The sequence below is a fragment of the Rhizobium sp. NFR07 genome (assembly GCF_900111905.1).
Taxonomy (GTDB): Bacteria; Pseudomonadota; Alphaproteobacteria; order Rhizobiales; family Rhizobiaceae; genus Neorhizobium.
Genome location: NZ_FOKM01000021.1, coordinates 40,765 through 66,097 on the forward strand (window position 1 = coordinate 40,765; position 25,333 = coordinate 66,097).

At 58.8% G+C, this 25,333-nt stretch carries 26 protein-coding genes and 2 pseudogenes; 13 read left to right on the forward strand and 15 right to left on the reverse strand.

The window, feature by feature from the left end; all coding sequences use genetic code 11:
- Positions 1 to 8 precede the first annotated feature (8 nt).
- Positions 9 to 380 (forward strand): response regulator, encoded by a 372-nt coding sequence (locus tag BM216_RS29945; RefSeq protein WP_093003492.1) that lies wholly within the window; start codon positions 9 to 11, stop codon positions 378 to 380.
- Positions 381 to 774: 394 nt separating this feature from the next.
- On the opposite strand, the gene BM216_RS29950 is transcribed toward BM216_RS29945, so the two are convergent.
- The 3 genes from BM216_RS29950 to BM216_RS29960 are packed head-to-tail and all read right to left on the reverse strand — an operon-like array spanning position 775 to position 2,836.
- Complete coding sequence (locus BM216_RS29950; RefSeq protein ID WP_093003494.1) at positions 775 to 1,104, reverse strand: hypothetical protein; 330 nt, start codon at positions 1,102 to 1,104, stop codon at positions 775 to 777.
- A 1-nt stretch (position 1,105) separates the two neighbouring features.
- Positions 1,106 to 1,918 (reverse strand): non-homologous end joining protein Ku, encoded by an 813-nt coding sequence (locus BM216_RS29955; protein WP_093003496.1) that lies wholly within the window; start codon positions 1,916 to 1,918, stop codon positions 1,106 to 1,108.
- A gap of 12 nt (positions 1,919 to 1,930) precedes the next feature.
- On the reverse strand, positions 1,931 to 2,836 hold the full coding sequence (locus BM216_RS29960; protein WP_093003498.1) for a non-homologous end joining protein Ku: 906 nt from the start codon (positions 2,834 to 2,836) through the stop codon (positions 1,931 to 1,933).
- A gap of 203 nt (positions 2,837 to 3,039) precedes the next feature.
- Between BM216_RS29960 and BM216_RS29965 the strand changes: the two genes are divergently transcribed.
- Positions 3,040 to 3,225 carry a hypothetical protein gene (locus tag BM216_RS29965; RefSeq protein WP_093003500.1) on the forward strand — a complete coding sequence of 62 codons (186 nt, stop codon included), beginning with the start codon at positions 3,040 to 3,042 and terminating at the stop codon, positions 3,223 to 3,225.
- A gap of 62 nt (positions 3,226 to 3,287) precedes the next feature.
- Here the strand turns inward: BM216_RS29965 and BM216_RS29970 are convergent, their stop codons facing one another.
- The 7 genes from BM216_RS29970 to BM216_RS30000 all read right to left on the reverse strand — a co-directional run bounded on the left by BM216_RS29970 (position 3,288) and on the right by BM216_RS30000 (position 10,176).
- Positions 3,288 to 3,908 (reverse strand): 2-dehydro-3-deoxy-6-phosphogalactonate aldolase, encoded by a 621-nt coding sequence (locus BM216_RS29970; protein WP_244530403.1) that lies wholly within the window; start codon positions 3,906 to 3,908, stop codon positions 3,288 to 3,290.
- An 11-nt stretch (positions 3,909 to 3,919) separates the two neighbouring features.
- On the reverse strand, positions 3,920 to 4,855 hold the full coding sequence (locus BM216_RS29975; protein ID WP_093003504.1) for a 2-dehydro-3-deoxygalactonokinase: 936 nt from the start codon (positions 4,853 to 4,855) through the stop codon (positions 3,920 to 3,922).
- Between the two features lie 24 nt (positions 4,856 to 4,879).
- Positions 4,880 to 5,779, reverse strand: a complete 900-nt coding sequence (locus tag BM216_RS29980; protein ID WP_177230981.1) for an SMP-30/gluconolactonase/LRE family protein — start codon at positions 5,777 to 5,779, stop codon at positions 4,880 to 4,882.
- Positions 5,772 to 6,725: an L-arabinose ABC transporter permease AraH gene (araH, locus tag BM216_RS29985; RefSeq protein ID WP_093003508.1), complete on the reverse strand. Its 954-nt coding sequence runs from the start codon at positions 6,723 to 6,725 to the stop codon at positions 5,772 to 5,774. The genes BM216_RS29980 and araH overlap by 8 nt, the downstream gene beginning before the upstream one ends.
- Before the next feature lie 17 nt (positions 6,726 to 6,742).
- Positions 6,743 to 8,248: an L-arabinose ABC transporter ATP-binding protein AraG gene (araG, locus tag BM216_RS29990; RefSeq protein ID WP_093003615.1), complete on the reverse strand. Its 1,506-nt coding sequence runs from the start codon at positions 8,246 to 8,248 to the stop codon at positions 6,743 to 6,745.
- A 73-nt stretch (positions 8,249 to 8,321) separates the two neighbouring features.
- The gene (locus tag BM216_RS29995) at positions 8,322 to 9,302 is read right to left on the reverse strand and encodes an arabinose ABC transporter substrate-binding protein (protein ID WP_093003510.1); all 981 of its coding nucleotides are present in this window, start codon (positions 9,300 to 9,302) and stop codon (positions 8,322 to 8,324) included.
- Positions 9,303 to 9,405: 103 nt separating this feature from the next.
- Positions 9,406 to 10,176 carry a FadR/GntR family transcriptional regulator gene (locus BM216_RS30000; protein WP_093003512.1) on the reverse strand — a complete coding sequence of 257 codons (771 nt, stop codon included), beginning with the start codon at positions 10,174 to 10,176 and terminating at the stop codon, positions 9,406 to 9,408.
- A gap of 248 nt (positions 10,177 to 10,424) precedes the next feature.
- On the opposite strand from BM216_RS30000, the gene BM216_RS30005 reads away from it, so the two are divergent.
- The 9 genes and pseudogenes from BM216_RS30005 to BM216_RS30045 form a co-directional block, all read left to right on the forward strand.
- A complete protein-coding gene (locus BM216_RS30005; protein WP_093003514.1) occupies positions 10,425 to 11,396 on the forward strand; it encodes a substrate-binding domain-containing protein in 972 nt (323 codons plus the stop codon).
- 115 nt (positions 11,397 to 11,511) lie between these two features.
- Positions 11,512 to 13,038 carry a sugar ABC transporter ATP-binding protein gene (locus BM216_RS30010; protein WP_093003516.1) on the forward strand — a complete coding sequence of 509 codons (1,527 nt, stop codon included), beginning with the start codon at positions 11,512 to 11,514 and terminating at the stop codon, positions 13,036 to 13,038.
- A gap of 12 nt (positions 13,039 to 13,050) precedes the next feature.
- Positions 13,051 to 14,058 (forward strand): ABC transporter permease, encoded by a 1,008-nt coding sequence (locus tag BM216_RS30015; protein ID WP_093003518.1) that lies wholly within the window; start codon positions 13,051 to 13,053, stop codon positions 14,056 to 14,058.
- 5 nt (positions 14,059 to 14,063) lie between these two features.
- Positions 14,064 to 14,954 (forward strand): aldose 1-epimerase, encoded by an 891-nt coding sequence (locus tag BM216_RS30020; protein ID WP_093003520.1) that lies wholly within the window; start codon positions 14,064 to 14,066, stop codon positions 14,952 to 14,954.
- 24 nt (positions 14,955 to 14,978) lie between these two features.
- Positions 14,979 to 16,607: a GMC family oxidoreductase gene (locus BM216_RS30025; RefSeq protein WP_093003522.1), complete on the forward strand. Its 1,629-nt coding sequence runs from the start codon at positions 14,979 to 14,981 to the stop codon at positions 16,605 to 16,607.
- Between the two features lie 12 nt (positions 16,608 to 16,619).
- Positions 16,620 to 17,768, forward strand: coding sequence for a galactonate dehydratase (gene dgoD / locus BM216_RS30030; RefSeq protein WP_093003524.1), 1,149 nt, complete (start codon positions 16,620 to 16,622; stop codon positions 17,766 to 17,768).
- A 13-nt stretch (positions 17,769 to 17,781) separates the two neighbouring features.
- On the forward strand, positions 17,782 to 18,561 hold the full coding sequence (locus BM216_RS30035) for an SDR family oxidoreductase (protein WP_093003526.1): 780 nt from the start codon (positions 17,782 to 17,784) through the stop codon (positions 18,559 to 18,561).
- 353 nt (positions 18,562 to 18,914) lie between these two features.
- Positions 18,915 to 19,532, forward strand: a complete 618-nt coding sequence (locus BM216_RS30040) for a hypothetical protein (RefSeq protein ID WP_093003528.1) — start codon at positions 18,915 to 18,917, stop codon at positions 19,530 to 19,532.
- A gap of 129 nt (positions 19,533 to 19,661) precedes the next feature.
- Positions 19,662 to 19,811: pseudogene (locus BM216_RS30045) on the forward strand (hypothetical protein); the annotation flags it as partial.
- A gap of 422 nt (positions 19,812 to 20,233) precedes the next feature.
- On the opposite strand, the pseudogene BM216_RS34880 reads toward BM216_RS30045, so the two are convergent.
- The 3 genes and pseudogenes from BM216_RS34880 to BM216_RS30065 form a co-directional block, all read right to left on the reverse strand.
- A pseudogene (locus BM216_RS34880) lies at positions 20,234 to 20,507 on the reverse strand (type II toxin-antitoxin system prevent-host-death family antitoxin).
- Positions 20,508 to 20,679: 172 nt separating this feature from the next.
- Complete coding sequence (locus tag BM216_RS30060) at positions 20,680 to 21,456, reverse strand: MOSC domain-containing protein (protein ID WP_093003530.1); 777 nt, start codon at positions 21,454 to 21,456, stop codon at positions 20,680 to 20,682.
- A 39-nt stretch (positions 21,457 to 21,495) separates the two neighbouring features.
- Positions 21,496 to 23,178, reverse strand: coding sequence for an FAD/NAD(P)-binding protein (locus BM216_RS30065; protein WP_093003532.1), 1,683 nt, complete (start codon positions 23,176 to 23,178; stop codon positions 21,496 to 21,498).
- A 205-nt stretch (positions 23,179 to 23,383) separates the two neighbouring features.
- Between BM216_RS30065 and BM216_RS30070 the strand changes: the two genes are divergently transcribed.
- Positions 23,384 to 23,779, forward strand: a complete 396-nt coding sequence (locus tag BM216_RS30070; RefSeq protein ID WP_093003534.1) for an NUDIX hydrolase — start codon at positions 23,384 to 23,386, stop codon at positions 23,777 to 23,779.
- A 469-nt stretch (positions 23,780 to 24,248) separates the two neighbouring features.
- Here the strand turns inward: BM216_RS30070 and BM216_RS34885 are convergent, their stop codons facing one another.
- Positions 24,249 to 24,410: a DUF982 domain-containing protein gene (locus tag BM216_RS34885; protein WP_244530404.1), complete on the reverse strand. Its 162-nt coding sequence runs from the start codon at positions 24,408 to 24,410 to the stop codon at positions 24,249 to 24,251.
- Between the two features lie 217 nt (positions 24,411 to 24,627).
- Positions 24,628 to 24,894, reverse strand: a complete 267-nt coding sequence (locus tag BM216_RS30080) for a hypothetical protein (RefSeq protein ID WP_093003536.1) — start codon at positions 24,892 to 24,894, stop codon at positions 24,628 to 24,630.
- 112 nt (positions 24,895 to 25,006) lie between these two features.
- On the opposite strand from BM216_RS30080, the gene BM216_RS30085 reads away from it, so the two are divergent.
- Positions 25,007 to 25,318: a hypothetical protein gene (locus tag BM216_RS30085; protein ID WP_093003538.1), complete on the forward strand. Its 312-nt coding sequence runs from the start codon at positions 25,007 to 25,009 to the stop codon at positions 25,316 to 25,318.
- Positions 25,319 to 25,333 lie beyond the last annotated feature (15 nt).

Consider the following 25,333-nt stretch of genomic DNA (forward strand, 5'->3'; position numbering starts at 1 on the left):
TGAGCACGATGGGCAATGAGCGTAACACGGTAGTGCTTGTGGTCGAAGATGAGCTTTTTATCGCACTGGAACTCGAGGGCGGTCTAAAGGCTGACGGATTTAGGATTCTGGGGCCAGTCGCTTCCGTCGAGGGCGCATTTGCTCTTCTCGATGAGCAGCGTCCGGACATAGCGGTGTTGGATTTCAATCTCGGCGGGGAAAAAGCTACGCCGATTGCTTTACGCCTCGATGAGTTGGGGATCCCATTCGTGCTCGCCAGCGGAACCGACAAGTCGGAGCTTTCCCGCTACGCCATTTTTGCCGACGCTCAGAACGCGGGAAAGCCGACCGACATCGCGTATCTCTCACAATTGCTAACGACTACTCTTGCTGCAAAATAACGTATTCTCACCACAACGTCCTGTCCCCATTATATGATGCAAGATCTGTCCCACCAGTAGGCGACCCGGACGAACCGCGCAGTCGTTTGCGTGGATCGCGCAGGAGTAGAAGAGAAAAAGGTGAGCGGAGAAAACCGATCTAAAAAACGGACGATCCGTATTGGAGCGACCGCGGTCATCGTCGCTATCGCGGCCGGTGCGGAAATTTATCTCATGGGGCTGGCGACAGATCCCGGGACAACGTCATCCGTGTCGACGCCCGCCCACGGCGAGCCAGAGAACGTTGCGGCTCCGGCCAACCCGGCGCTTCGGTCGAACTCCCAAGGCGATCGCCCCAGCCTCTCGAACCACTCGCGCTACAGCGTGTTGGGAGCTCGAGGACACGGTTGATACTCTAACAAAGCTGCTCAGGGACGTGGGGGCGGTATTTACCACCCAAATTGGAAGAGCCTTTCGCGGCCAGCACGTCTCTTTCTCGCACCCAGACCTTACCGTCTACATCTTCGCCCCGTCTAATCTGTGCTGCCGCAACGTCGCGATAAAACCCGGCGTAGCGAACAAGCCGCCTTAACGATTTCTCAGGTGGAGAGGCAGTTGCCTTCATCGCTTCGCAGGTGACAATCACCAGCCAGACCGACGACCCATCGGTCACAGCGATCTGTCCGTTCTCGAAGTAAATAAATGGTGCGGGCTCACACAGCCGGATCTCTGCTTCCTCCTCCATATCAGCCCGCCTTCTTCTTTTTGAGATCCGCTTCGACGCTTTTCCGCAGGGCATCCATGATATTGACGACATTGGAAGCTTGGGCAGCCTCTGCGTTTTTGCCCTTCGCAGCCTTCCTGGGCTTCAGCTCTTTCTTTTTCTGGGCGATCAACTTCAGCAGGTTTTCCTGGATCGGATCGCTGACCATGTCCGGTGACCATCGGGCCATTTTCTGTTTGATCAGCTTCTGAACCAGCGGAATAACGTCGTCATCGACTTCAGGATCGATATCCTCGAAATAATTCTCCTCCGGTCGCACTTCGTCGCCAAACCGCAGTGACCATAGGACGATGCCTTCGTCGCGTGGCTCAAGCACCACCGCCCGTTCGCGGCGCCCGATCACAAGTTTCGAGACGCCGACCACCTTGTCAGCCTTCATCGCATCCCGGATCACAGCAAAGGCCTCATGCCCAACCGGATCATCCGGCATCAGATAATGGGGTTTTTCCAGGTAGATCCACTCTATACTGTCGGCCGGGGCAAACTTGTCGATGTCGATTGTCTTCACAGTATCGATCGCCACGGCATCGAGATCGTCGTCGGTCAGGATGACATAATCATTCTCGCCGCGGGCATACCCTTTGGCCTCATTGTCGTCCTTGACTGGCTTACCCGTCACCGAGTCGATGTACTGTGAGACAATGCGGTTGCCGGTTTCCTTATTCAACGTGTGAAACCGAACCTTTTCTGCTTCCGACGTCGCCGGCATCATCGAAACCGGGCAGGTGACGAGAGAGAGTTTCAGGTAGCCTTTCCAATAGGGGCGCAGTGCCATGATCTTGCTCCCTCACCCTGCCTTGCGCTGCGGGGCAGCCTTCGAAGAGGCGGTCTTCGATGCCGCGCCGCGCGCAGCGCGCTGACGGCCACCACCCTTGTTGGCATTGGCTGCAGTGCGTTTCGGTTTCTCTTCCTTGGATTTGCTGAGCCCAGCGCTTTCGCGCAGCGCCGCAAGCAGGTCGTTTGGCTTGGACACCTCGACCTTCTTGCGCTTAGGCAAAGGCTTGCCTTCGATTTTGGCTTTGACCAAGTCGGCAAGAGCCGCTTCATAACGATCGTCAAAGGTTGCCGGGTCGAAGTCGCCCTTTTTTGTCGAAATAATATGCTTAGCCAGATCCAGCATCTCGCCCTGGATCTTGATCTTGGGCATGTCCTCAAACGCCTTCTTCGAGGAGCGAACCTCGTAATCGTAGTTCAGCGTGGTGGCGATGAGGCCCTTGCCATGAGGGCGGATGAGGACGGTGCGCATTCGGCGGAACAGCACGGTTCTGGCGATCGCGGCGACCTTGGACTCGCGCATGCCGTCTCTCAGGGCGGCAAATGCATCTGTGCCCATCTTGTCCGGGGTGAGGTAGTACGGCTTGTCGAAGTAGACATCGTCGACATCGGAGCAGGGGATAAAGGCTTCGACCTCCAGTGTCTTGTTGCTCTCAGGGATGGTTGCTGCCACCTCATCAGGATCGATGATGATGTATTGGCCATTCTCTATCTCAAAACCCTTGGTCTGCGCTTCCTTCGGCACGGGCTCCTCCGTGTCACTGTCGATAAACACGCGGTTGACCCGGTTTCCCGTCGCCTTGTTGATGGTGTTGAACGTGATCCGGTCAGAAGTCGAGGCGGCCGTATAAAGCGCTACCCCAAATGACACCTCGCCGAACTTGATGAAGCCTTTCCATTGAGCACGCTGACCGGCCATATCGAACTCCTCGCACAGGACGCAACCTATGCGATTCAACTGTGTGGTCGGCGACTCAGTTCCGACCCGAAAGTTGAATCATTTTCAATGACTTGATTCAATTGTCCACTGCAACCATGAGATTCAAATCAAGCCTCTGAATTCGATGAGTCTTTTCGGACGCGCGCGAGTTATTCGCTCATTGCAACCGATGGAGAATTCAGATGTCAAAGAGAGAACTGATCAATATCGGTGCAGACAAGCGCTACGTCCGTCGCGATGAAAAGGGCCAGTTCAAAGAGGGCGTCGATATCGGCCGATCGCTCTCGGCCGACAAGCGGCAGAAAGCCAAAACGGTCGCGAAACCGGGTGAGGGCGACAAGGGCGACAATCGTCCTGCAAAGCATTGAGGGCATCACGATGAGCAGTGGCGTGGGCGACCTTCGCCTCGAGACCTGGGCGAGAGCTAATTTCAAACTGCCCGCATCGCCTCGATGAACTGCTTCGCTTTCGCCGCGACCGTGGCGACATCGCTGCCCGGCTTGTAGATGGATCCTCCGATGCCGAAGCCGGCGGCACCTGCCTCGGTGAAGGCCTTCATGTTCTCAGGCGTCACGCCGCCGACGGCCAGTACCGGAATTTCCCTCGGCAGCACAGCCTTCCACGCTTTGATGACGACCGGCGGGATGGCCTCAGCCGGAAACGCCTTGACGCCGGTCGCCCCGGCACCGATCGCGGCGAAGGCCTCGGTCGGGGTGGCGACGCCCGGCAGGCTGACCATGCCCTTGGCGACACTCGCCTCGATGACCGAAAGATTGGCGTTCGGCGAAACGATGACGTTCGCGCCGGTGGCGGCGACATCGGCCACCTGGGCCGGTGTCAGGACCGTGCCGGCGCCGATCAGTGCCCTGTCGCCAAAGCGTTTCTGCAGCGCCTCGATGCTTTTGAACGGATGCGGCGAGTTAAGCGGTACCTCGATGATGCGCCAGCCCGCCTCGATCAGCGCCTCGCCGATCGGTTCGGCTTCCGCCGGCGTGATGCCGCGCAGGATGGCAATCAGATTGCAGGCCTTGAGGGCGTCATGAAAATTCATCGGAAACATCCTTACTTCGTCAGTTGCAATTGGGCGGCAATCTGCTGCACGCCAAGCTTGGCGGCATCGGCCGGGCTCGGCTCGACGGTGAGGTCGAAGAGCGGCGCCACGCGGCTGTAGCGGCTGTTGAGGATGTTGTTGCCGACAATCCCGATCGCCTCGCCCGGTACGAGCCAACCGGCGGCACGCGCCTGGCGGAATTCCGAGCCGATGACGAGACCCGAAACGTAATCGCCGATATCCTCGGACTTCAGCACTCCAGCAAGCACGCCGGTACGCGCACTGAAAACGGAGGACAGGAAGGCATCGGCGGCCCGGGCGTCGCTTGCAGCGAATTCGGCACCGCGATCGAAGGCTGGCCAGACAGGTTCTGCCCCGGCCCCCGGTTCGGCCGCTTTGGCGATGAAGAAATGCTTGGTCAGCAGCGCGAAGATCTCGCCCGTCGCATAGGTTTGGAAACCGGCGATGCGGCCGGCTTCGACTCGTGCCCATTTGCTGTGGGTACCGGGCAGGACGACGGTGCGGTCCCTATCCAGTCCACAGCCGACAATCTGGGTCTCCTCGCCGCGCATGACATCCGCGAAGGGCTTTGCCGCCGGATCGCGCATGCCGGGCAGGAAGGTGACGGCGGCACCGTTCTCGAGCGTGATCCGCCTTGTGCCGGCGGCCAGTTCGGCAAGGCCTGCCGGAGCATCGACATAAGGCACTTCAACCCAGCCGTTGCGGCTGGTGATCATGCCGCTGGCAAGGACCGGGAGGGGGCCGTGGGCAGTAAACCAGTCGCCGACTGTTTCCATCAAGGCAGCCTCAAAGGCGCCGTCCTTGACGAACTGGATGACGCCGCTCGTCGTGTCACGGCTGTCGAGTGTCTCACCTGTTGCCGAAACAAGTGCCGCACGCAGCGAACTCGTCCCCCAGTCAAGGATGATCGATACAGGATGCGGCATTCAGAATGTCCTTATTCACTGAAGTTAACCGGCAAAACGAGGTTCGCGGACGCCGCGAACGTGCGCATCGATCGCAAACAGTCCGCCTGCCAGCGGCTGGACCTCTAGTTCCTTCGGGGTCGCTTTCCAGACCGCTGTCGTCACATAAAGCGTGGACAGATCCGGTCCGCCGAACATGCAGCTACTGGGCCGCGCCACGGGAAGATGGATCTCTCGATCGAGTGTGCCGTCCGGCGAGAACCGGGAGACCTTCCAGCCGTCCCACATCGCAATCCAGATATAGCCCTCTTCGTCGATCGTTCCGCCATCCGGACCGTAGCCAAGCCCGGTCGTGGCGGTGAACAGTCTTTGGTTCGATATCGCGCCGCGCTGGTGGTCATAGTCATAAGTATAGACCTGCTTCAGAAGCGTATCGGCGAACCAGAACCGATCGTTTTCCAGTGACCAGACGAAACAGTTCGAGATGCCAATCTCACCGCGGATCTTGGTAAGGGCAAGGTCGGGGTCCAGCCGATAGAGACCAGCGGTCCTGTTCTCCAGGCTGTCGTCCATCGCACCCACCCAGAAGCGCCCTTTGCGATCGACCTTTCCTTCGTTGAAACGATTGCCGGGCAGATGAGCCTCCGGCCGGGCAATCCACTCGATCGTTTCGCTATCGAGATCGTAGAAGGCAAGACCTGAAGCAAAGGCCACAACGAGGCCTCCGCGCTCGCGAAGCGCGAAACTGGCGATGCGCTCCGGCAGATGCCAGATCCGGACCTCTCCGGTGGCCGGGGTCAATCGCTGCAGCTTCTTGCCTTCGATATCGACCCAGTAGAGGTTCTGCTCGTCGAGATCCCAGACCGGTACCTCACCCAGGATATTGGCACACTCGACGACACATTTAACTTCCGGTGAGGGCACGCGGTCTCGGTGGTCAGCCACGGCCACGACCTGCAGCGGACGAGCGGAGGTTATCGAGCAGGACCGCAATCAGGAGGATGAGGCCGCGCACCACATATTGGTAGAAGGCCTGGATATTGAGGAGGTTCATGACGTTCTCGGCAATGCCCATGATCAGCACACCGACGATGACGCCGGTCATCGCCGCCCGACCGCCCGCCAGTGAAACCCCACCGAGGACGCAGGCCGAGATGACGGAAAGCTCAAGACCGGTCGCCGCGTTGGGCTGGCCGGACGTAATGCGCGAAGCGAGAAGGATTCCGGCAATGGCGCAGACCAAGCCCTGCAGCGCAAAAATCCAGATGCGCATGCGCACGACATTGACACCTGCCAGCCGTGAAGCTTCCGGGTTGCCGCCGATCGCCAGCGTGTTCTTGCCGAAGACCGTGCGGTTCAGCACGAAGCCGAAGATGATGAACAGGAGGATCATGATCCAGATAGGGGTCGGGATCGTGAAGATCCGAGAAAGCGCGAGTTGGTAGAAAGCAGGATCATTGATGCCGACGGCTCGGCCATCCGATGCGATCAGCGCGAGGCCACGTACGATCTGCATCGTAGCGAGCGTCGTGATCAGCGCATTGATCCGAAACCTGGCAATGACGACGCCGTTGACAAGGCCGACGACGCTGCCGGCAAGAAGCGCGGCCAGAAGCCCAAGCACGATAGACCCCGAGGCATTGGACACCATGACGGCGATCATGCCGGAAAACGCGACCGTCGAGCCGACCGAAAGGTCGAAGTCTCGGGAGGCAAGGCAGAACATCATCGTGCAGGAGACGATCCCGATCGTGACGACAGACTGCAGGAGGCCGAGCATGTTTCGTTCGGTCAGGAAATTCGGAACGAAGATCGATACGATTACGAAGGCGACGGCAAAGATCACCACCAGCCCCTGATCGCCGAGAAGCAGCTTTTTCAACGAGTTCATCGATTCCGTTCCTGAAATTAGATTGTGCCGGCGGCGTTCTTGTCGGGCAGGGCGGCGGTCAGAATCCTGCGCTCGTCGAACTCCGAGCGGGGGATGTCAGCTGCAACTCGTCCCTGGCACATGACAAGGATACGATCCGAAATTCCCATGACTTCCGGCAGCTCGCTCGAAATGACGATGATCGCCATGCCGCTCGCGGCCAGTTCATAGAGGATCTCGTAAATCTCCGATTTTGCGCCCACATCGATGCCGCGCGTAGGCTCGTCGATGACGAGAACCTTGACACCCTGTTCGGAAAGCCAACGGCCGAGGATAACCTTCTGCTGGTTGCCGCCCGAGAGATTGATGATGTCCTGCTTGCGCGAGGGAGTGCGGACCCTGAGCTTGGCAATGAACCGGTCGGCGACCGCAGCTTCCTTCTTCGGGCTCAGAATACCGAGGGGCGAGAAGTGTCTCCGCGAGGAAATGGCGATGTTCTCCTCGATCGAACGTCCCTGGATGATGCCGTCGAACTTTCGGTCCTCCGGACAAAGTACCATGCCAGCGTTGATCGAGGCCTTGGGATCGTTCGGAAGGATTGTCACGCCATCAATGCTGACAGACCCGTTGTGGCGATGATCCGCGCCGTAAAGCAGGCGGGCCATCTCGCTGCGACCGGCGCCGATCAGGCCGAAGAAGCCGAGAATTTCTCCCTGCCGGACGGAGAAGCCGACCGGTGTCGCCAGCTTGCGGCCGGAAAGGTCATTTACGTCCAGTCGCGGCGGCCCAAGCGGGCGCTCCCGCCAGCCCCAGATATTGCTGATCTCGCGGCCGACCATTTCGGCAATGATCTGATCACGCGTCGTCTCGGCGATCTTGGGATGATGTGCTGCCAGCTTGCCGTCGCGAAGCACGGTCAGGCTGTCGCACAGGCGAAAAATCTCGTCGAGCCGATGCGAGACGTAAAGGATGACGGTGCCCTTCGTTTTCAACCTCTCGATCAGCGAAAACAGGATTTCGCTTTCCCGCGAGGAGAGCGATGATGTCGGCTCATCAAGGGCAATGACGCGCGCCTCGAGCATCACCGCCTTGGCGATCTCCACCATCTGACGGGCGCCGATCGAAAGCGCCGAAACCTTCGCCGTCGGATCGACATCGATGCCGATCTCCTCAAGTCTGGCGCGAACCGTTTCCACCAGCGTACGGCTGTCGATGATACCGGCCTTTCCCGGGAAACGGCCGAGCCAGAGATTTTCCGCGACCGTCAGTTCCGGAACGAGCTGAAGCTCCTGATGGATAACGATGACACCGGCATGGAAGGCATCGCGCACGGAGCGATAGTTCTGTTCCTCGCTGTCGAGAAGGATGCTGCCGGTATCGGCAGACTGGTCGCCGGACAGAACGCGGATGAGCGTGGATTTGCCGGCGCCATTCTCGCCCATCAGGCCGTGCACCGCGCCTTTCTCAACCGAGAACGAGATGCCGGACAGCGCCTGCACGCCCGGATAGCCTTTGGAAATGTTATTGAATTCGAGAAAAGCCATCACCGCCTCATGATGCTGGAGAACCGTCCCGGCAATCTGGTCAAGGCCGGGACGGCGATCGCTTGTGAAGCAGCTATTCGATGCCCAGATCCTTGCGGACAGTTTCATAGTCGCCGCGCAATGCCAGGGAACCGGCGGTCAGCGTCAGCTTCGGCGGTTCCTTGTCGTTGGCAATCCACTCGTACATGTTGAGTGCAGTTTCATAGCCGTGGCGCTTGGGAGAGATAATGACCGTGCCGAAGAAGCCGGTCGCGGCAGGCTTCTTGAACTCGTTGATGGCCGATTCAGCGCCGCCGATGCCCACGCCGATCATATTGTCGGGGGTGACGCCAACCGATTCCGAAGCGCGTACGGCGCCGAGAACGGCCTCGTCATTCAGTCCGAATGCGATCCAGTGCTTGATGTCTGCATGCTTGTTGAGAACCGTCGTTGCAGCATTGAGCGCGGCTTCGGTATCTGTTTTCGCTTGCGGAGCGTCATAGATATTCTCGGCCGGGAAGCCGGCGGCCTTCAGCGCGGCGATTGCGCCGTCTACCCGGTCGACTGCGGTCGGAAGCTGATCGTAGGAAACCCGGATCGCACCGACTTCCTTCATGTCCCAGCCGCGCTTCTTGATCTCATCAGCGAGTGCCTGCCCGACGGTTTCACCGATCTTGGTTGCCGAGATGCCCATATGCACCACGTCTTCCAGCGGTTGGCCATCTGCGCCCACGAGCCGGTCGTCGACCGTCATCAGTTTCAGATCGTTCGCCGTTGCCTTGGCGACGATGCCGGGACCAAGCTTGACGTCCGGAACGCAGATAATGAAACCCTGCGCGCCTTGGGCGCCGAGATTGTCGATCGCCGATTGGACCTTCTCGCCGTCCTCAGCGCCGATCTTGACCAGGGTAAAGCCCTTTTCCTGAGCGGCCTGTTCGGCGAATTTCCATTCATCCTGGAACCAGGGCTCTTCCGCCTGCTTGACCACGAAGCCGATCTTGACATCCGCGGCCCACGTTGTGGTTGCCGCCATAGCGATGGCGCCAGCCATGAAAAATGCCTTCAATGAACGCATGAATTCTCTCCCTCTTCTCCGCGTGCCTCCTCGCGGTCGCATTGACTATCCAGTAAATATCATACCAGTCAACAGATATGTATGATATTTATTTGCTGGATTTTCACGTCTCGCTGATCTCGGAAAGCTTGCGTGCCCTTCGCAATGCATCCGTCATTTCACTTCGAGCCACTCCGATAAGCTGTTCCATGGCGTGGCGGGCCGCGTCGGGCCGGCGCATTCGAATGGCCTCGAGCACATCCTGGTGCGTGAGTATTGCCTGTTCATGCGACTGGCTGGCTCTGTTGGTGAGCCGGAAGCTTGCCAGGAGCGCGGCGCGGATAGCGCTGGCAAACTGACGATAGACCCAGTTGCCGCTCGCATTGATGATCGCCGTATGGAATTCGAGGTCGGCACGGCTCCAGTCCTCGGTGTCGCGGGAATTGGCCTCGACCATATCCTCGAATGCCTTGGATATCTGGTAGAGTTGGCGGGCGTTGGCATTGGCCGCCGCCTGGGCTGCGGCCGCCGGTTCCAGTAGCTGTCTGGCGTCAATCAGCGAAGAATAGAAGGCATCATCGCCACCGACGGCCAGCATGACATCGAGCACGATCGGATCGAGATAGTTCCAGTTTTCCCGAGGTAATACGGTTGTCCCCGCGCGTGTTCGCGACCGAACCATGCCAAGCGCCGAGAGGTATTGCATGGCTTCACGTAGGCTGGTGCGGCTGACGCCGAACTGCTCCGTCAGTTCCGCCTCGTTTGGCAATGTCGAATTCTCTGCGAATGTGCCCGACACAATCATTTCAACGAGACAGTGGAGAAGCGCCTCTCTGACACTCCTCTTGCCACGCTGGGCGATCGGGGTGCCGTGTTCCGTCAGTATCTGGGTCATGGATCCGCTTTTCACGCTGTTCCCCTTGTGCCTATTCGCCATCAGGCTCCGCTTCGACCGGTTAAGATTGTTTCGCCACCTAGTCGCGCGAAAGCCGACGTCAGCGTAATATGAATGATACGATGATCACGATCAAATCTAAAAATAAATCGTATTTATATTGACATTCATCATGCGGTTTTTATTTTGGGAATGCCGGGCGGTGGAGTGCGCGGCCAGTGAGAGAACCAATCTTGAGGGAGGAGCAGATGAAGCTCTTTGGACAGGCGGCATTCTTGGCGGCCGCGGTGCTGGCGGGGATCCCGACAGCCAATGCGCAGGATGACCTGAAAGTCGGTGCGATCTACATGGACGCCCAGGGCTTTTATGCCGGTGTGCGCAAGGGCATCCAGACCGGCGCGACCGAAGCGGGGCGGAAGCTCGATGTGGTCGAGACGAATGCGCAGGGTGATGTCAGCAAGGAGTCAACGTTCATCGATTCGCTGATTTCGGCTGGTGTACAGGCAATCATCGTCTCGCCGGTTTCCGCCGACGGCTCCTACCGTGCCATTCGCCGCGCGCATGATGCCGGCATTCCGGTCGTCTGCTACAATACATGCCTTAACGACGAGGACATGAAGGAATATATCTCGGCCTATGCGGTCGGCGACCCCTTCGAATTCGGTCATAAGCTCGGCGTTGCCGCAGCTGACTATTTCATCGCCCAGAAGAACGAAGCACCTAAGATCGCAGTGCTGAATTGCGAGTTTGTCGAAGTCTGCGTAACGCGACGCAAGGGCTTCGAGGAGGCGCTGATGGCCAAGGTTCCGGGCGCGAAAATCGTCGCCAACCAGGAAGGTGCGGTCCTCGACAAGGCTGTCTCCGTGGCCAGCACCATGCTGTCCTCCAACCCCGACATCGATGCGTTCTTCGGCGAAGCGGGCGGTGCGACGCTTGGTGCGGCGCGTGCCGTCAAGAGCCAGGGCAAGACCGGACAGGTCGTCGTCTTCGGCGGTGATATGACGACCGAAATTGCCCAGGAACTTTCCGACTTTTCCGTCATCAAGGCTGTCGTCGATATTTCCGGCCAGGGCCTCGGCAAACTCGCGCTCGAGCAGGCCATCAAGTCCATCGATGGGAATCCCCCGGAAGGCATCAAGGTCGCCTATGACATTGATGTCTATAAGTCGTCCGACGACGGCAGGGCTTGGCTTGAGGCGCACGCCGACGGCGTTCCCTGATCGGCCGCACCATTAAGCAGCCCCGCCGCATGAATTGGCGGGGACGCGGTTTCAAATGCGATCCGAAGTCAGCGGCGGCCGGGTACCGGCAGCATTGCCTCCAACGGAAAGACCTATGACTGCAGTTTCCATGATCAACACGGGCGAGGCGACCGCCGTCGCGTCCATCAACGGCTGTACACGCCGTTATCCGGGTGTCCTTGCTCTGGACAATGCGACATTCGAAGTTGCGCCCGGTGAGGTGAGGGCTCTGCTCGGCAAGAACGGTGCGGGGAAGTCCACGCTGATCCGCATGCTGACGGGGGCCGAAATCCCCGACAGCGGCACCGTGCTGATCGCTGGACTGGAGTTGACCCAGACAGGTTCCGGGCGGGCGCAAGAAGCCTTCGAGAAAGGCGTGCGCGTCGTCTATCAGGAACTCAGCCTAGTTCCCGGCATGACACTGGCGGAAAATCTCTTCCTCGGCCGCTGGCCGCGCACGAATGGCGTCATCCAGTATTCCGCCATGGAAGCGGAGTCGCGCGAAGCCATGAGCCGCCTTGGCCTCGATCTGCCGCCCGGCCGTCTGGTGACGGGTCTCAGCCCGGCGGAGCGCCAGCTTCTGGAAATCGCCCGCGCCATGCTCGGCACACCAAAGCTCGTCATTCTCGACGAGCCGACCAGTTCGCTCGCGGCGGCGGAGGCGGAAAAAGTCATGGCCGCGGTGACACGCGTCGCTGCACAAGGCATCGCGGTCATCTATGTCAGCCACCGGATGAACGAGATTCGCCAGATCGCCCATTCCGCCACCATTATGCGCGACGGCAGGATTATCGACACGGTCGATGTAAAAGGGGCCGACACGCGCGAGATCGTGCGGCTCATGCTGGGTTCCGAGGCGTCTCAGGCCGCCGTCCTGGAGAACCGAAGTCAGTCTGAGACCGTTCTCGAAGTCAGGGATCTCGCACTCGCTCCCAAGCTTTCGTCGATATCCTTCTCGCTCAAGAAGGGAGAGGTGCTGGGCATTGCCGGTCTCCTCGGCTCAGGCAGGACCGAATTGCTTCAGGCCATCATGGGCGTCCGCCACTTCGAAGCAGGTGACATTCTGGCCGGCGGCCAGTCGGTAAGATCGGCCGGTTACAGGGAGATGGTCAAACGCGGCTTCGGCTATACGCCGGAGAGCCGCAAGGAAGAGGGTACCGTGCCGCTTCTCGGGGTCGACGAAAATACGCTTTCCACCAATTTCGCAGGCGTCAGCAAGAGCGGTGTTCTTTCGTCGAGCCGCATGGCGGAGGCGACGCGCAGGATCATTGACCGGCTCCATATCAAGACCGCCCGCACCGACACGCCGATTGGCACACTATCTGGTGGCAATCAGCAAAAGGTCGTGATTGGGCGGTGGGTCTACGCCGGCAGCCGGATCCTGCTGCTCGACGAACCGACGCGCGGCGTTGATATCGAAGCCAAGGCACAGATCTATTCCATCATCCGGCAACTCGCCGCGGAAGGCCGCAGCGTCATCTTCGTGTCAAGCGAGATAGAGGAACTGCCGCTCGTCTGTGACCGCGTGCTCGTCCTGAGAGACGGAACGCTCCAGGAAGAATTCAAATCACCCGACATAGACCAGGACAGCCTGATGGCAGCCTGCATTACCGGACATTGAGGGAGACAGACGATGTCACTCGACCACGCCGCCAAGCCGGCGGCTTCCGAAAAGCCCAAGACGTCAAGCTTCACCTTCTCGCAGCATATGAACGAGCTCAGCCTGTTCTTCGCGATCGTGGTGCTCTACGTGATCTTCGCCTCCACGGCGCCCGGCTTCATCTCGTTCAACAATCAAGTCAACATCCTGCGCGATGCTGCGACGATCGGCATTGCAGCCTGGGCCGTGACGCTGATCATCATCGCTGGTGAGATCGATGTCAGTGTTGGCCCGATGGTGGCCTTCATCTCCGTCTCGCTTGCCTTCCTTCTGCAATGGGGCGTTCCCACACCACTGGCCTTTGCTCTGGCAATCGTCTTCGGTGCACTGCTCGGCGCTGTCCCCGGTGTCCTGCGCGCCTATTTCGACGTGCCCTCTTTTGTCGGCACGCTCGGCATGTGGAGCGCCTTGCGCGGCACGGCACTGTTCGTCACGGATGCGCTGCCGGTTTCGATTGGCCGCAACGATATGCTGGATGCGCTGGACCGCTCGGTTCTCGGCATTCCGCCGGCGGCGATCATCATGCTCGTGCTGTTCGCGGTCTTCGCCTTTGTCAGCCGCAAGACGGCTTTCGGCCGCTCGGTCTTTGCCATCGGCGGCAATGCCCATGCCGCCTTCCTCAGCGGTATCAGCGTATCGCGCATCCGCGTCGCATTGTTTGCCATCGGCGGCGCGATGGCCGCCATTTCCGGGATACTTCTGGTTTCGCGCCTCGGTTCGGGTAATGCCACGGCGGCAAACGGCCTTGAATTCGATGTCATCGCGGCCGTCGTGGTCGGAGGTACTGCCTTGTCCGGTGGACGAGGCTCTATGCTCGGCACGCTTCTCGGCGTCCTCGTCATCACCCTGATCGGCAACGGTCTCGTCCTGCTCGGCATCAACCCGTTTTTCCAGCAGGTTGTCCGCGGGCTGATCATCGTCATCGCCGTGCTTGCCAATATCCAGGCGATCAAGCGCAGCCTGTCGCGGAACAAGGAATAGCGGACATGGCGGCCATCAACCTGAAATCCGGCTCGCTTTCTCTAAGGGTCTCAACGCAGGGCGGCCTGATCCTCGGCTTCTGGCAGGACGGGGACCGAGGACGTATACCGCTGCTACGCGACGCGCCGGACGCTGCGGATGCCCTTTCGTCCTCCTGCTACCCGCTCGTCCCCTTTGGCAACCGCGTCAGGGACAACCGTTTCGAGTTTGAGGGCAAGGAATACAGCTTCGATCCGAATACGAGCTGGGATCCTCATTATCTTCACGGTGAAGGTTGGCAGTCCGAATGGAGCGTCGAGGAGCAGGCGGACGACCGCGTGGTCATGAGCTTTGATCACAGCGGCGGCAACTCGCCCTATGGCTATCGCGCCACGCAGACATTTTCGCTGGCTGGCGATGCTTTGCAGCTGACCCTTTCTGCCGAGAATGCGGGAGATAGGGCCATGCCCTTCGGCCTCGGCTGGCATCCCTACTTTCCGATGACGCCGAAGACGGCGCTGCTTGCACCGGCGAGAAAATTCTGGACCGAAGTCGAGGGCTGGCTACCGGGCGAGGCGACCGCGATCCCCGACGATCTCGATTTCAGCAAACCGTCTCAACTGCCGAATCGCTGGGTCAACAACGGCTATGAGGACTGGACGGGCGAGGCCGTCATCTCCTGGCCGGAACATGATACGCGACTTGTTCTGCAGGCAGATCCGCTTTTCCGCCACGCGTTCGTCTTCGTATCGGACACCGAATTCGATCCGCAGTTCCGCCGTGACTATTTCTGCTTCGAGCCGATGTCGCATCTGGCGAACGGCCACAACCTGCCGGATCTCGGCGGACTTAAGATTCTTCAGCCCGCAGAGAGCTTGTCGGGCAGTGTTCGGCTTCGGCCTGAAAAGTTGCAGTGATGAGCATGTCCTTTGGGAGCGCAGATGTCTAAGGAAGGTCGTTTCGACTACATCATCGTCGGTGGCGGCAGTTCTGCCTGTGTGGTTGTCGCACGGCTTGTCGCCGACGGCCGGGCACGCGTACTGCTTCTGGAGCGCGGCCCCGCCAAACCCAATCCGATCATGAACTTTCCCGCCGGCTACATGAAGTTCCTGGCCAAAGATACCTATCTGGCCATGCACAAGACGAAGCAGCAGCCGCAGCTCGACGGTCGCGGCCCGATCGTGCCGCAGGGCAGGGTTCTGGGTGGCGGAAGCACGGTCAACGCGATGGTCTATATGCGCGGGCAGGCTGCAGATTTCGACGTCTGGAACGAGCTTGTCACAGCCCCGGGCGCCAACAATGATGGTGCCTGGTCCTATCGTGATCTCCTCCCTTACTTCAAGGCGCAGGAGGATAACGATCACCTTGCGGGCGAGTATCACGGTGTCGGCGGCCCGCTGAAGATCTCGCATCTTGGCCATACGAGCCCGATGACCCGCACCTATGTGAAGACACTGCAGAGCATGGGCATTCCCTACAACCCGGATTTCAACGGGGCCGGGCAGTTCGGCGTGGGGTTCATGCAGCACACGATCGACTGGCAGACGCGCAAACGCTCCAGTGCTGTCGATGCTTTTCTGGCGCCGGTAATGAACAACCCGCTTCTGACGATCGAGACGGGCGCGACCGTGACGAACATCCGCATGGACGGTGATCGTGCGGTTGGTGTCGACTATGTTCAGAAGGGTATCTCCAAGTCTGCCGAAGCAGGCATGGAAGTCATTCTCGCGGCCGGTGCCTATCAGACGCCGAAGCTGATGATGATCTCCGGCATCGGCCCCGATGACGAGCTTGCAAGGCATGGCATCAGGACGGAGATCGCGCTGCCCGGTGTCGGCAAAAATCTTCAGGATCATTATGAATGCCCCGTCGTCGCAACGACGAAGGGCTCTTTCGGCTATTATAAGCAGGATCGCGGCTGGCCGATGATCAAGGCCGGTCTGCAATATCTGATGTTCAAGTCGGGCCCGGTCTCGACCACGGGCGTCGAGACCTGCGCCTTCTACGATCCCGACGGACACAACGAACGGCCTACCATCCAGATGTTCTGTGTGCCGACCGTTTATCTGGACCGCGACGTTATGGGCACAGAGCCGGGCGATGGCGTCACGATCAATTCGCTGCTGTTACGACCCAAGGCGAGGGGAACGGTGACACTGGCATCAAGCGATCCGTTCGCCGATCCAATCGTCGACACCCAGATTTTTGGCCACCCGGACGATTTAAAGCTCACCATGGCGAGCTTCCGTTTCGCTCGCGCCGTACTCGACGCATCGCCGATGCGCGATCTGATCGACAGGGAGATATTCCCTGGTGCCGACGTGGTAAGCGACGAGGCGATCGCCGCCCATTGCAAGCGGACCGTCAAGACCGGCTATCACCCGGTCGGGACCTGCAAAATGGGACATGACGGCGATCCCGAAGCGGTCCTCGATAGCGACCTGAAAGTTCGAGGAGCGCGGGGCCTCAGGGTCATTGACGCTTCCCTCATGCCGACCATCGTCAGCGGCAACACCAATGCAGCCGTTCTCGCCGCAGCCGGAAAAGCGGCAGACCTCATTCTCTCCTGATCGGACATACCCATGAAGATCACCAAGCTGATTACCTATATCGTGCCGCCGCGTTGGCTGTTTCTGAAGATTGAGACCGATGAAGGCATTTGTGGCTGGGGCGAACCGGTCGTCGAGGGCAGGGCCCTGACCGTGGAAGCGGCCGTGCAGGAAATGGCGGACTACCTGATCGGGAAGGATCCCTTCCTGATCGAGGATCATTGGACGGTCCTTTATCGCGGCGGCTTCTATCGCGGCGGCGCCATCCACATGTCGGCGCTTGCCGGCATCGACCAGGCGCTCTGGGACATCAAGGGCAAGGCGCTCGGTCAGCCCGTTCATTCGCTGCTGGGCGGACAATTGCGCGACCGGATCAAGGTGTATTCCTGGATCGGCGGCGATCGGCCTTCCGATGTCGCACAAAACGCCAAGGACGTGGTGGCACGCGGCTTCCAGGCGATCAAGCTAAACGGCTGCGACGAAATGCAGATCGTCGACACCAACGAGAAGGTGGAGAAAGCGGTCGAGACGATCGCCATCATCCGCGAGGCTGTCGGTCCGCATATCGGCATCGGTGTCGACTTTCACGGTCGAGTCCACAAGCCAATGGCAAAGGTGCTGGCGAAGGAGCTCGAGCCCTACAAGCTCATGTTCATCGAGGAGCCCGTTCTTTCGGAAAACAAGGAAGCCTTGAAGGAAATCGCCAATCACTCTTCGACCCCGATCGCGCTCGGAGAGCGGCTTTATTCCCGCTGGGACTTCAAGTCAGTTTTCGAAGGGGGCTATGTCGATATCATCCAGCCGGATCTGTCCCATGCCGGTGGCATCACCGAATGTCGCAAGATCGCAGCGATGGCGGAGGCTTATGACGTGGCGCTGGCGCCGCATTGCCCGCTTGGTCCGATCGCGCTTGCGGCTTGCCTTCAGCTGGATGCCGTCTCCTACAACGCCTTCATCCAGGAGCAGAGCCTCGGCATTCACTACAACAAGGCCAACGACATTCTCGATTATATCTCCAACAAGGACGTGTTCCAGTATGCGGACGGTTTTGTCAGCATTCCCCAGGGACCGGGCCTCGGCGTCGAGGTCGACGAGGCCTATGTGATCGAGCGGGCGAAAGAGGGGCATCGTTGGCGCAATCCGATCTGGCGTCATCCGGACGGCAGCTTCGCAGAATGGTAAGGATGGGCATACGATGACGGGACGGCTTTCAGGCAAGCGCATCTTCGTGACAGGCGCGGCACAGGGTATCGGCCTTGCGATGGCCAAGGCTTTTATGCGTCAGGATGCGGCGCTGTTTCTCGTCGATCGCGATGCCGCACTCCTGGAGCGCGAGGCCGTGGCGCTGCAGCAGGCAGGCGGATCGCTCGGCTGGCTCGCGGTCGATATTACCGATGCTGCGGGCGTTACTGCAGCCGTGCGTGATGCCGGCGAGAAAATCGGCCGGATCAACGCGCTCGTCAACAATGCCGGCGTAAACGTCTTTGCGGAGCCTTTGGAAACGACCGATGAAGAATGGAACCGCTGCTTCGATATCAACCTGAAGGGCGCATGGAACTGCTGCAAGGCTGCCCTTCCGGGTATGATTGATGCTGGCGGCGGCGTCATTCTCAACATTGCCTCCACTCATGCTTTCACCATTATTCCTCACACATTTCCCTATCCCCTGGCGAAACACGCACTGCTCGGGATGACCAAGTCGCTGGGGCTCGAATATGCCCACAAGAACGTCCGGGTGAATGCCCTGGCGCCGGGCTATGTCGCCACCCAGAAAGTCATCGACTACTGGAATAGCTTCCCCGATCCCCAGGCGGCAAAAACCGAGACCATGAAGCTCCACCCAGGCGGGCGGATCGCGTCTCCTGAGGAAATTGCGATGGCTGCCGTCTTCATGATTTCGGACGAATGCCCGTTCATGAACGCTGCATGTCTTACGGTGGATGGCGGGTTGAGCGTTCAGCAGCATCCGGCTTGAACTCGCTAAGAAGCAATGGATGGTGAGAATCGCACCCCTTGCATTCTGTCCTCAGGCTAGCTGCGAGAAAAATCTCGCTATCGAATGTCTGGGCTGGCGGTTCGTGTTGGTTCAAGAGCTTAACGAACTAACGTCACTCGTAGCGTATCACCTTTTGCCTGCGTCAGCATGAGTTGTACCGCAATTCAAAATGCATCTTGGCTCACGGGTCAGCGTAGCGATAGCCTTCTTCGTCTTGAGTCGTGCCGCTTGATCAGCGACATGGAGAAATCGCCTGAGATCGTGTAGGAATGAAATTCATCGCGTATCGACGGTGGTTGATTTCGCATTCCGCAAACTTTCTGAATTGACCTATGAAACAACCAAAGCGTAATTTTGTCATCGAGTACAAGTCTGGCCGACGCAGGTCGGCGGCTACGCAATCCAGCTCCATCTGGGGTAATCTTGATCTCAAGTCCGTTGCTGAAGCGGTTGAGGCGGATCTGCCAAAACCAGCTAGTGGAATTGACGGTCCTGCCGAAGTCGCCACTTCGAAGCACTCGGCACAAGATATTGTCACTAAGCGCAATGCACCGACAAATCATATTTGCTCGCAACATGGTGAAGATGTCGGCGCCGGTGTCGATCCAGGAGCGCTTGTCGACCATGCTCTTGGGAGTGGGACAGAAGCGATAGATGCGAACGACGTCGGAAGTTTGGCCAAGGATAATGCAACGGGCGAGACAGCCAGATCGGAGCCGAGTGGCGCCGAGCAAAAACGCCGCCGCGTGCGGAAATCGGGTGCTCGCGTGACTCGTATGCCGGTCCAGCCAATTTTGGCGAAGCCGAAATTAGTGTCACGGTCTGAAGCCGATAAGGAATTAGCAGATCTTTTCCAGCTTGAGGAAGAGAACCGCCAGTTGAGACGCTTACTGATCGTGAAATTACATGAGGAGAATGGTTGGCTGCGCGAACGACTTCAACGCGGTTGATCCGCAGCAGTGCCGGATCCTGTTACTCCGCGTCGAACCTGGGGAGCATCTTTCGCAGCCGCACGTTCTGCGCGGAAAGCTTTTCGGCACGCTGGCGCCGCAACGCCTGGACCTCCGCGTCGACACAACCAAGCTGATGGAAGGTCTGTCGTCATCGCCGCAGGCGAGCGATACGGAATGGGATCATCGCGAGATTGCGCTGCGAAGGGCGTTGCGTTGTTGAGAGTTCGCGCAGTGTTGGCGTCCAGCTTTGAACGCGTTCATTTTCGGCTCAAGTGGCCACATTTGGAGTCAGCTGGCCGAATCAACCCACCGGATTGATTTGCGCGGCAAGGCTTCGGCAAGCAGGGTGGAAGCTTCGCCGAACGACGCTGCGATCTTCATCATGAACGCTTACACCACGACCGCTCAGCGACATCGTAATGGTACTTGTCGATCATTACCGAGCAGCGCTTCAAGTCGCTTAAGCCCGCCGGCGCGCTTCCGTATCGGCAACTTCAATGGCGACACGATCGGAAAGCGGTGGCTTCGTCGTGGCAGCGAGAAGAGCAAGTGTGTGAGGCCGTCCTCGGCGCTATGGACCGCGACGACGCAAGTCGGGCGCGATTTACGCCCTTCTGTCTCTCCGTGGTCTTTCTGCCAAATCCAGAGATACGGATAAGGCGAGGATCTGGCCTTGCAGAAACTCACGGCTCATCGCTTTAGCCCTCGCCACGCGCCGGACGATCGATTTCCGCCGCAAACAGATCTACATGATCCGCGACGTTTCCGACGCACGATATACTTTCCGGCTATCGCCGCCGGTGCGCAGGCGCTCGTAGTGACCCAGCTCATAAGGACAAAGCGCGGCTTTCTATGCTTCGTCACGACGACCGGCTCCGGGCAGGCTGCATCGGTGACGTGACCGTCCTGTTTATTCAGCTCCCCGTCGTGAACAGGCGCATGAGAAGAACTCCGATGGAATTCTCCAGAAATTCCGTATTTTCCATATTTGCAAGATAAAAGATTGAGTTGGGCGTCGGGCAAAGCAGACTGCGATGCGGGTTTTGACGGCTTTGTAGCGAGATTGTCGGCGACCACTCTCGCGGAAAGACGGGACCGTGCCGCAATCCGGTCGCTGTTCGCAGTGGGTCTCAGGGTTTCAGCTCTAGTCACCTAAACTGCTAGCGCGGGTCATGGAGCGGGACGGCGCTGCGTCCGGTGAGACGGTGGCGCCGGCATGAACCCGACCCGGCTTGACGACCTCACAGTAAACGCCCAAGGATCGGCTGGCGTGCCGGATAATCGTCCTTAGAATTTCTGCTTCTTCGTCCAAACCTGGCTGGGCGACCAGCGTCATGCCGCAGCGCTTAGCCGGCTCGCTAACCTTGCACACCAACTCCCCGAATTTAATCGTTTCGCCGATCCAGCGCATCTCCGCAAAACCGGCCTCCATTTTCCCTTCGACAACGATGTTGGGGCGAAACCGTCGCCGGTCGATCTTCGCGGAGGAAACCAACCTTTCCAACTCTTTCAATGACGCTGTGGTCATGAGGTGAATGGGAGCCAGGCAGTAGCGATTGCTCACGCGTGGAAGCGATGCGGTCCGTGCATCGGTTTCCGCGTAACGCCCCACAGCGACATCGAACCCGAAATGTTTACTCAACATGGGAGGCAGCTGCGGATCCGTGAGATAGAGCCACAGACCATCGGGGAAACCGATCTTGACGCCGTCGGCATCAATGACGCTTTTCAGGAAAAGTGCTGGACGCCATCGCGGCTCTTTCTCCGGGGCGGCCACTGATCCGGACACAATATCGAACAGAGCGTACTGACGGTCACCCTGAATGCCGTCGGAGCCAACAACAGCTTCGTTGCACAATTCGCCGCCCAGTGAACTGACGGGGTAACGCCAAATTTCCTTGATTGTACCGATCGTGTCCATGGTTCGCCAATGCAAAGAAGAAGGCCTTGTTCCGCCCTATCAGGCGGACATCAACACGGGCGATCTTGCCCTTATAATATCCTCCAGGATGGCTTTCGCTGCGGTTTCACCGAGTTCCGCGGCGCTGGTAATGCCCTGGACAAACGGATGCTTGTGCAGCAGGAAAGGGATCGCAACGCAATAGAGCTGGTTGGTCAAAGGCGCAGTTTTAAGAGGCCGGTAACTTTCATCGACGTCAATTCCTCCCGTTCGCCGGATCTTCCCGCTGGCGTCGTCGCAGATAAGGCTAATCGGCTCGAATGTAGAAGCCTTTTCGACGCCGTGTTGCTGCAGCAGTGTGGGGAAGGGTAGGTCCTGCGCCGAAAGAGCGCTTTGACCCGTGGCGTCGATGAAGCTGTCGAAAACTTCCCGTCTTGTCCCCATTTCAATCCGTGCGCCCCGGACAAGGCCTTCCGTCTCGATCTCATAGCGTTCATCCAGTCGGATGATTTCCAGCCGTCCGGAATTTCGCAGCGCCAACAACCGTTTTATCGACAGGTGCGGGACGGTCGCATATTCATCGACGAAAATGCTCTTGAACGAGCGATTGAACCGCTGCAGGTCATCGGTGTCGAGATGCGGGATTGCCCGTGCAATGATCTCGTGGGTAATGAGGATCGCATATCGCCAGGGGATGGTGAACTGCCGTTCGATATTGCGCTCGGCTTCCGCCAGATTGGCTGCGGCCCAGACGAATGGATCGACACTCGAACGGCGGCCGTAATAGGCGTCCGCAAAGGTGTCTACCGTCAGAAGGCTCAAGCCAATCTCAGCAGCATAGTGTGGATCTGCGGTGGCGATTTCCTCTCGGAAGAGATCAAAGATCCTGTCGAGAAGAAGCGATGGGCCGCATGCTATCGCTTCGTCGACGGCCTGCTCAGTGCAAACGGAAGGTGTCAAATAGGGAAGCGGACAATAGAAATCCGCTTCGGGCAATAACCCCTTGCGCGACATCATGGCAGCCGAAAAATCTTCGCAGCCAGCGGCTGCCTGGAATTGCAAATCTCCTGCCCCATCACGAACAAAGGATCCGCGCGATGACGCAACCGTCAAAAGCGCGTCGATCCCGCTTAGGGACGTGCCGAGTATCCCGACCCGGCCACGACCAGCCGATCTGAGCGCTGCCGCGGGCCAGGGGGACGAAAAGTAGCCAGGTTTGACCTCGGTTTGTGCCGGCCAGATGTGCCCCGTCGCCATGACGACATGATCGAAGATCGCGTCGAATTCCCCGTCAGGGCCACAGACCCGGACGCGGATGTCGTTCATAGCGAGTGCAATATCGGTGACCCGATGACCACTGCGCACCTCGATTGTGTGGCCATTGTTGCGGCCGTCCGCCAGGATCGCTGCAAACTGGTCCTGAAAATAGTCGCCCAGGACCAATCGAGGATAGAACTCCCTTTCGTTGATCTTCGACCGCACGATGGAAAACAGGTCGAGATATTCATCGCTCTGACTGCTTAGCCAGTCGATGAGTGTTTCACTCAGCATCGGGATTTCGATGCTCGGAATATTGGAGAGCATGACCGGATCGTTCGCGCCGGGGAGATAAGGTGTGCCTTTTCCGGCATTTTGCTCGGCTTCGTAAACGCTGACGGTCAGCGGGCTGGCGGATGTGATCAGGTTTTTGAGAGTAAAAATGCCGGTGGGACCCGAACCGATAATGCAAATCCTGCTGCTCATACACCATTACTCCAGCCCGCCCGTCGCGGCATTCTAGTTTAACGATGGCCGGCGAGTGCTGTTCCGGAGAGGACGCGGTCTGTACGTTTCCAGACAGAGGGTGGATGATGGTGCTGACCGTTTGTCCGGGCAGCCGGGAACCGGACGAACGAGGACGTGTTGTCCCTGGCTTGAATGTCAAACGCTGCTGATTTCAGGGAAAGCGATGTCACGCCTCGTATGCGCAATCTTCATAGACGGTGATAAAGCTCTGCTCGTGAGGCGTGCCCAACACCGAAAATGGTCGCCAGGCAAATGGGATCTGGTCGGTGGCCATGCGGAGAAAGGCGAGGGGCTTGATATCGCCCTGGTCCGCGAGTGCAAGGAGGAAGTCGGATTGACACCTCTTGCTTTCAACCAAGTCGCCACCTTGTATGAGGCTGACGACAAGAAGCAGGGCTCACCATTTCACATTTACGTCGTCAGGCAATGGACCGGCGGTTCGGCCGAGTTGCTCGGCCATGAACATTCGGAACTGGGCTGGTTCATAGTCGACATGATCAACGTCCTCGAGCTGGCAATGCAAGGATATCGTGAGGTGCTGATCAAAAGTCTGCGCTAGGCTCCCTCAGAGAATTGCGCGCAAGATCTGACAGTCTACTTACCCGAGACCGCCGCAATGATGATGGCGCAATCGTTGCAGCCGTGGCGATTGTTCACGGGCGGATCTGGAAAATGCGCAACGTACGACGCAACAGGAGTTGTCCTCGTGGATCCGTACGCCTGATGTCAGGCTTGCAGAGCGCGTCGTGCTTGTCCCGCGAGAGTTAATTGAATGAGATGGAGCGTGTGGATCACTCGTTCAAACCCCATTGGGCATTCACATCGTTTGCTTGGACCGCAGGCGCCAGGCAGCGGGACACCTACGCTGAGCTGAATAGGGCTTATCCAGGACCTGCAAGCTGCCAATCAGCGCGATCCCAATCCCGCGGATGCGTCGTCCGAGATGTTGACGGACCGGTGAATGGCTGGCCTGGCGCGAAGCGTTGACAAGGACATGAGGCACATCCGGCCCTATGCTCAATCGCCTGTCAATGTCGGCGGAGATCGAACTGCGTGCGGGCTTCGGCTGCTGCAGCTTCGAAAGCTATTCGTGCCTCGTCGACAGTTTTATGGCCAGCGATTGCTTTACGACATGCGCTGCGGGCGCGAACGAAATCGAGGTCCTGTGCAGCAGGCCAGTCCTCGGTCATATGCGCGAGCGCCTCGAACGGGCCACCGACTAGTAAGAACCGGACGGCGACTCGATCTCAACAGGTTCTTTCCATCGAGCATTTGGACTAGACATGTGTTCACTCCCTACATACTTGCCACGTACGCTGAGCCTGACGCCAAATTCCCTACCTGGCTCAAATACTAGGCATGCGGTATGTAAAGAGGCAAGAGATAAGCGGCATCGCATCGACGCGATCAGTGATGGCTGCCACTTGACGGCTCATCCACGTCGAAATTGCCGTTGCTCAGCATGTCGTAGCTGTTGGCACTCGCTCCCCCTCCGCGGGTGCCAAATGCTGTCAACTCGACCATGATTTGCCTGGCGTGCTCGACGACTTCGTCTTCGCTTCTGACTATCTCCTCAGTGACTTTCACCGAAACAGATTCCCCGCCATCTCCAACAAAGTCGACTGTCCAATGACCTGCGCCTTCGTGGACAACGCGCGTGTGTACAGGGTTCATCGGTTCCTCCTGTCTGAGCCCGCAACTCAGATGCAGTCGTTTCTGTTCCCGGGGAAAGGGAACCGAGCGCCATTTTGGAGTGTTTCGCGATATCAAAACGACGGAGAGCGAGATGTCCGATACGAGCACGCAGACCATCACCGCGGCCTTTGCTACGAGAGAAGCCGCCGACCTTGCTGTCGAGCACCTCGTCCAGAAGCTGGCGATAGAGCGGACGGACATATTCGTTCAGTCAGCAGGACCGGGCAACGCGAGTGGCGTGATGCCGAGCGGAGGAGACGCGCCGACGTCGGCCGGAGACAGTCGGACCGACGGACAACTCTCCTCGGAAATCGAGGTCTCGGTCGATGTAGATGTCGATCAAGCAGATCGCGTGCGCTCCGAGTTGGAAGCGCTGGGCGCTACCGATCTGGCGACCTCGTAAGAAGACGTCGGTTGC

Excerpts from the sequence above, each read along its gene's own strand:
- BM216_RS29945 (WP_093003492.1), top strand. The coding sequence starts at position 9 with ATGGGCAATGAGCGTAACACGGTAGTGCTTGTGGTCGAAGATGAGCTT.
- BM216_RS29950 (WP_093003494.1), bottom strand. The coding sequence starts at position 1,104 with ATGGAGGAGGAAGCAGAGATCCGGCTGTGTGAGCCCGCACCATTTATT.
- BM216_RS29955 (WP_093003496.1), bottom strand. The coding sequence starts at position 1,918 with ATGGCACTGCGCCCCTATTGGAAAGGCTACCTGAAACTCTCTCTCGTC.
- BM216_RS29960 (WP_093003498.1), bottom strand. The coding sequence starts at position 2,836 with ATGGCCGGTCAGCGTGCTCAATGGAAAGGCTTCATCAAGTTCGGCGAG.
- BM216_RS29965 (WP_093003500.1), top strand. The coding sequence starts at position 3,040 with ATGTCAAAGAGAGAACTGATCAATATCGGTGCAGACAAGCGCTACGTC.
- BM216_RS29970 (WP_244530403.1), bottom strand. The coding sequence starts at position 3,908 with ATGAATTTTCATGACGCCCTCAAGGCCTGCAATCTGATTGCCATCCTG.
- BM216_RS29975 (WP_093003504.1), bottom strand. The coding sequence starts at position 4,855 with ATGCCGCATCCTGTATCGATCATCCTTGACTGGGGGACGAGTTCGCTG.
- araH (WP_093003508.1), bottom strand. The coding sequence starts at position 6,725 with ATGAACTCGTTGAAAAAGCTGCTTCTCGGCGATCAGGGGCTGGTGGTG.
- araG (WP_093003615.1), bottom strand. The coding sequence starts at position 8,248 with ATGGCTTTTCTCGAATTCAATAACATTTCCAAAGGCTATCCGGGCGTG.
- BM216_RS29995 (WP_093003510.1), bottom strand. The coding sequence starts at position 9,302 with ATGCGTTCATTGAAGGCATTTTTCATGGCTGGCGCCATCGCTATGGCG.
- BM216_RS30000 (WP_093003512.1), bottom strand. The coding sequence starts at position 10,176 with ATGACCCAGATACTGACGGAACACGGCACCCCGATCGCCCAGCGTGGC.
- BM216_RS30005 (WP_093003514.1), top strand. The coding sequence starts at position 10,425 with ATGAAGCTCTTTGGACAGGCGGCATTCTTGGCGGCCGCGGTGCTGGCG.
- BM216_RS30010 (WP_093003516.1), top strand. The coding sequence starts at position 11,512 with ATGACTGCAGTTTCCATGATCAACACGGGCGAGGCGACCGCCGTCGCG.
- BM216_RS30015 (WP_093003518.1), top strand. The coding sequence starts at position 13,051 with ATGTCACTCGACCACGCCGCCAAGCCGGCGGCTTCCGAAAAGCCCAAG.
- BM216_RS30020 (WP_093003520.1), top strand. The coding sequence starts at position 14,064 with ATGGCGGCCATCAACCTGAAATCCGGCTCGCTTTCTCTAAGGGTCTCA.
- BM216_RS30025 (WP_093003522.1), top strand. The coding sequence starts at position 14,979 with ATGTCTAAGGAAGGTCGTTTCGACTACATCATCGTCGGTGGCGGCAGT.
- dgoD (WP_093003524.1), top strand. The coding sequence starts at position 16,620 with ATGAAGATCACCAAGCTGATTACCTATATCGTGCCGCCGCGTTGGCTG.
- BM216_RS30035 (WP_093003526.1), top strand. The coding sequence starts at position 17,782 with ATGACGGGACGGCTTTCAGGCAAGCGCATCTTCGTGACAGGCGCGGCA.
- BM216_RS30040 (WP_093003528.1), top strand. The coding sequence starts at position 18,915 with ATGAAACAACCAAAGCGTAATTTTGTCATCGAGTACAAGTCTGGCCGA.
- BM216_RS30060 (WP_093003530.1), bottom strand. The coding sequence starts at position 21,456 with ATGGACACGATCGGTACAATCAAGGAAATTTGGCGTTACCCCGTCAGT.
- BM216_RS30065 (WP_093003532.1), bottom strand. The coding sequence starts at position 23,178 with ATGAGCAGCAGGATTTGCATTATCGGTTCGGGTCCCACCGGCATTTTT.
- BM216_RS30070 (WP_093003534.1), top strand. The coding sequence starts at position 23,384 with ATGTCACGCCTCGTATGCGCAATCTTCATAGACGGTGATAAAGCTCTG.
- BM216_RS34885 (WP_244530404.1), bottom strand. The coding sequence starts at position 24,410 with ATGACCGAGGACTGGCCTGCTGCACAGGACCTCGATTTCGTTCGCGCC.
- BM216_RS30080 (WP_093003536.1), bottom strand. The coding sequence starts at position 24,894 with ATGAACCCTGTACACACGCGCGTTGTCCACGAAGGCGCAGGTCATTGG.
- BM216_RS30085 (WP_093003538.1), top strand. The coding sequence starts at position 25,007 with ATGTCCGATACGAGCACGCAGACCATCACCGCGGCCTTTGCTACGAGA.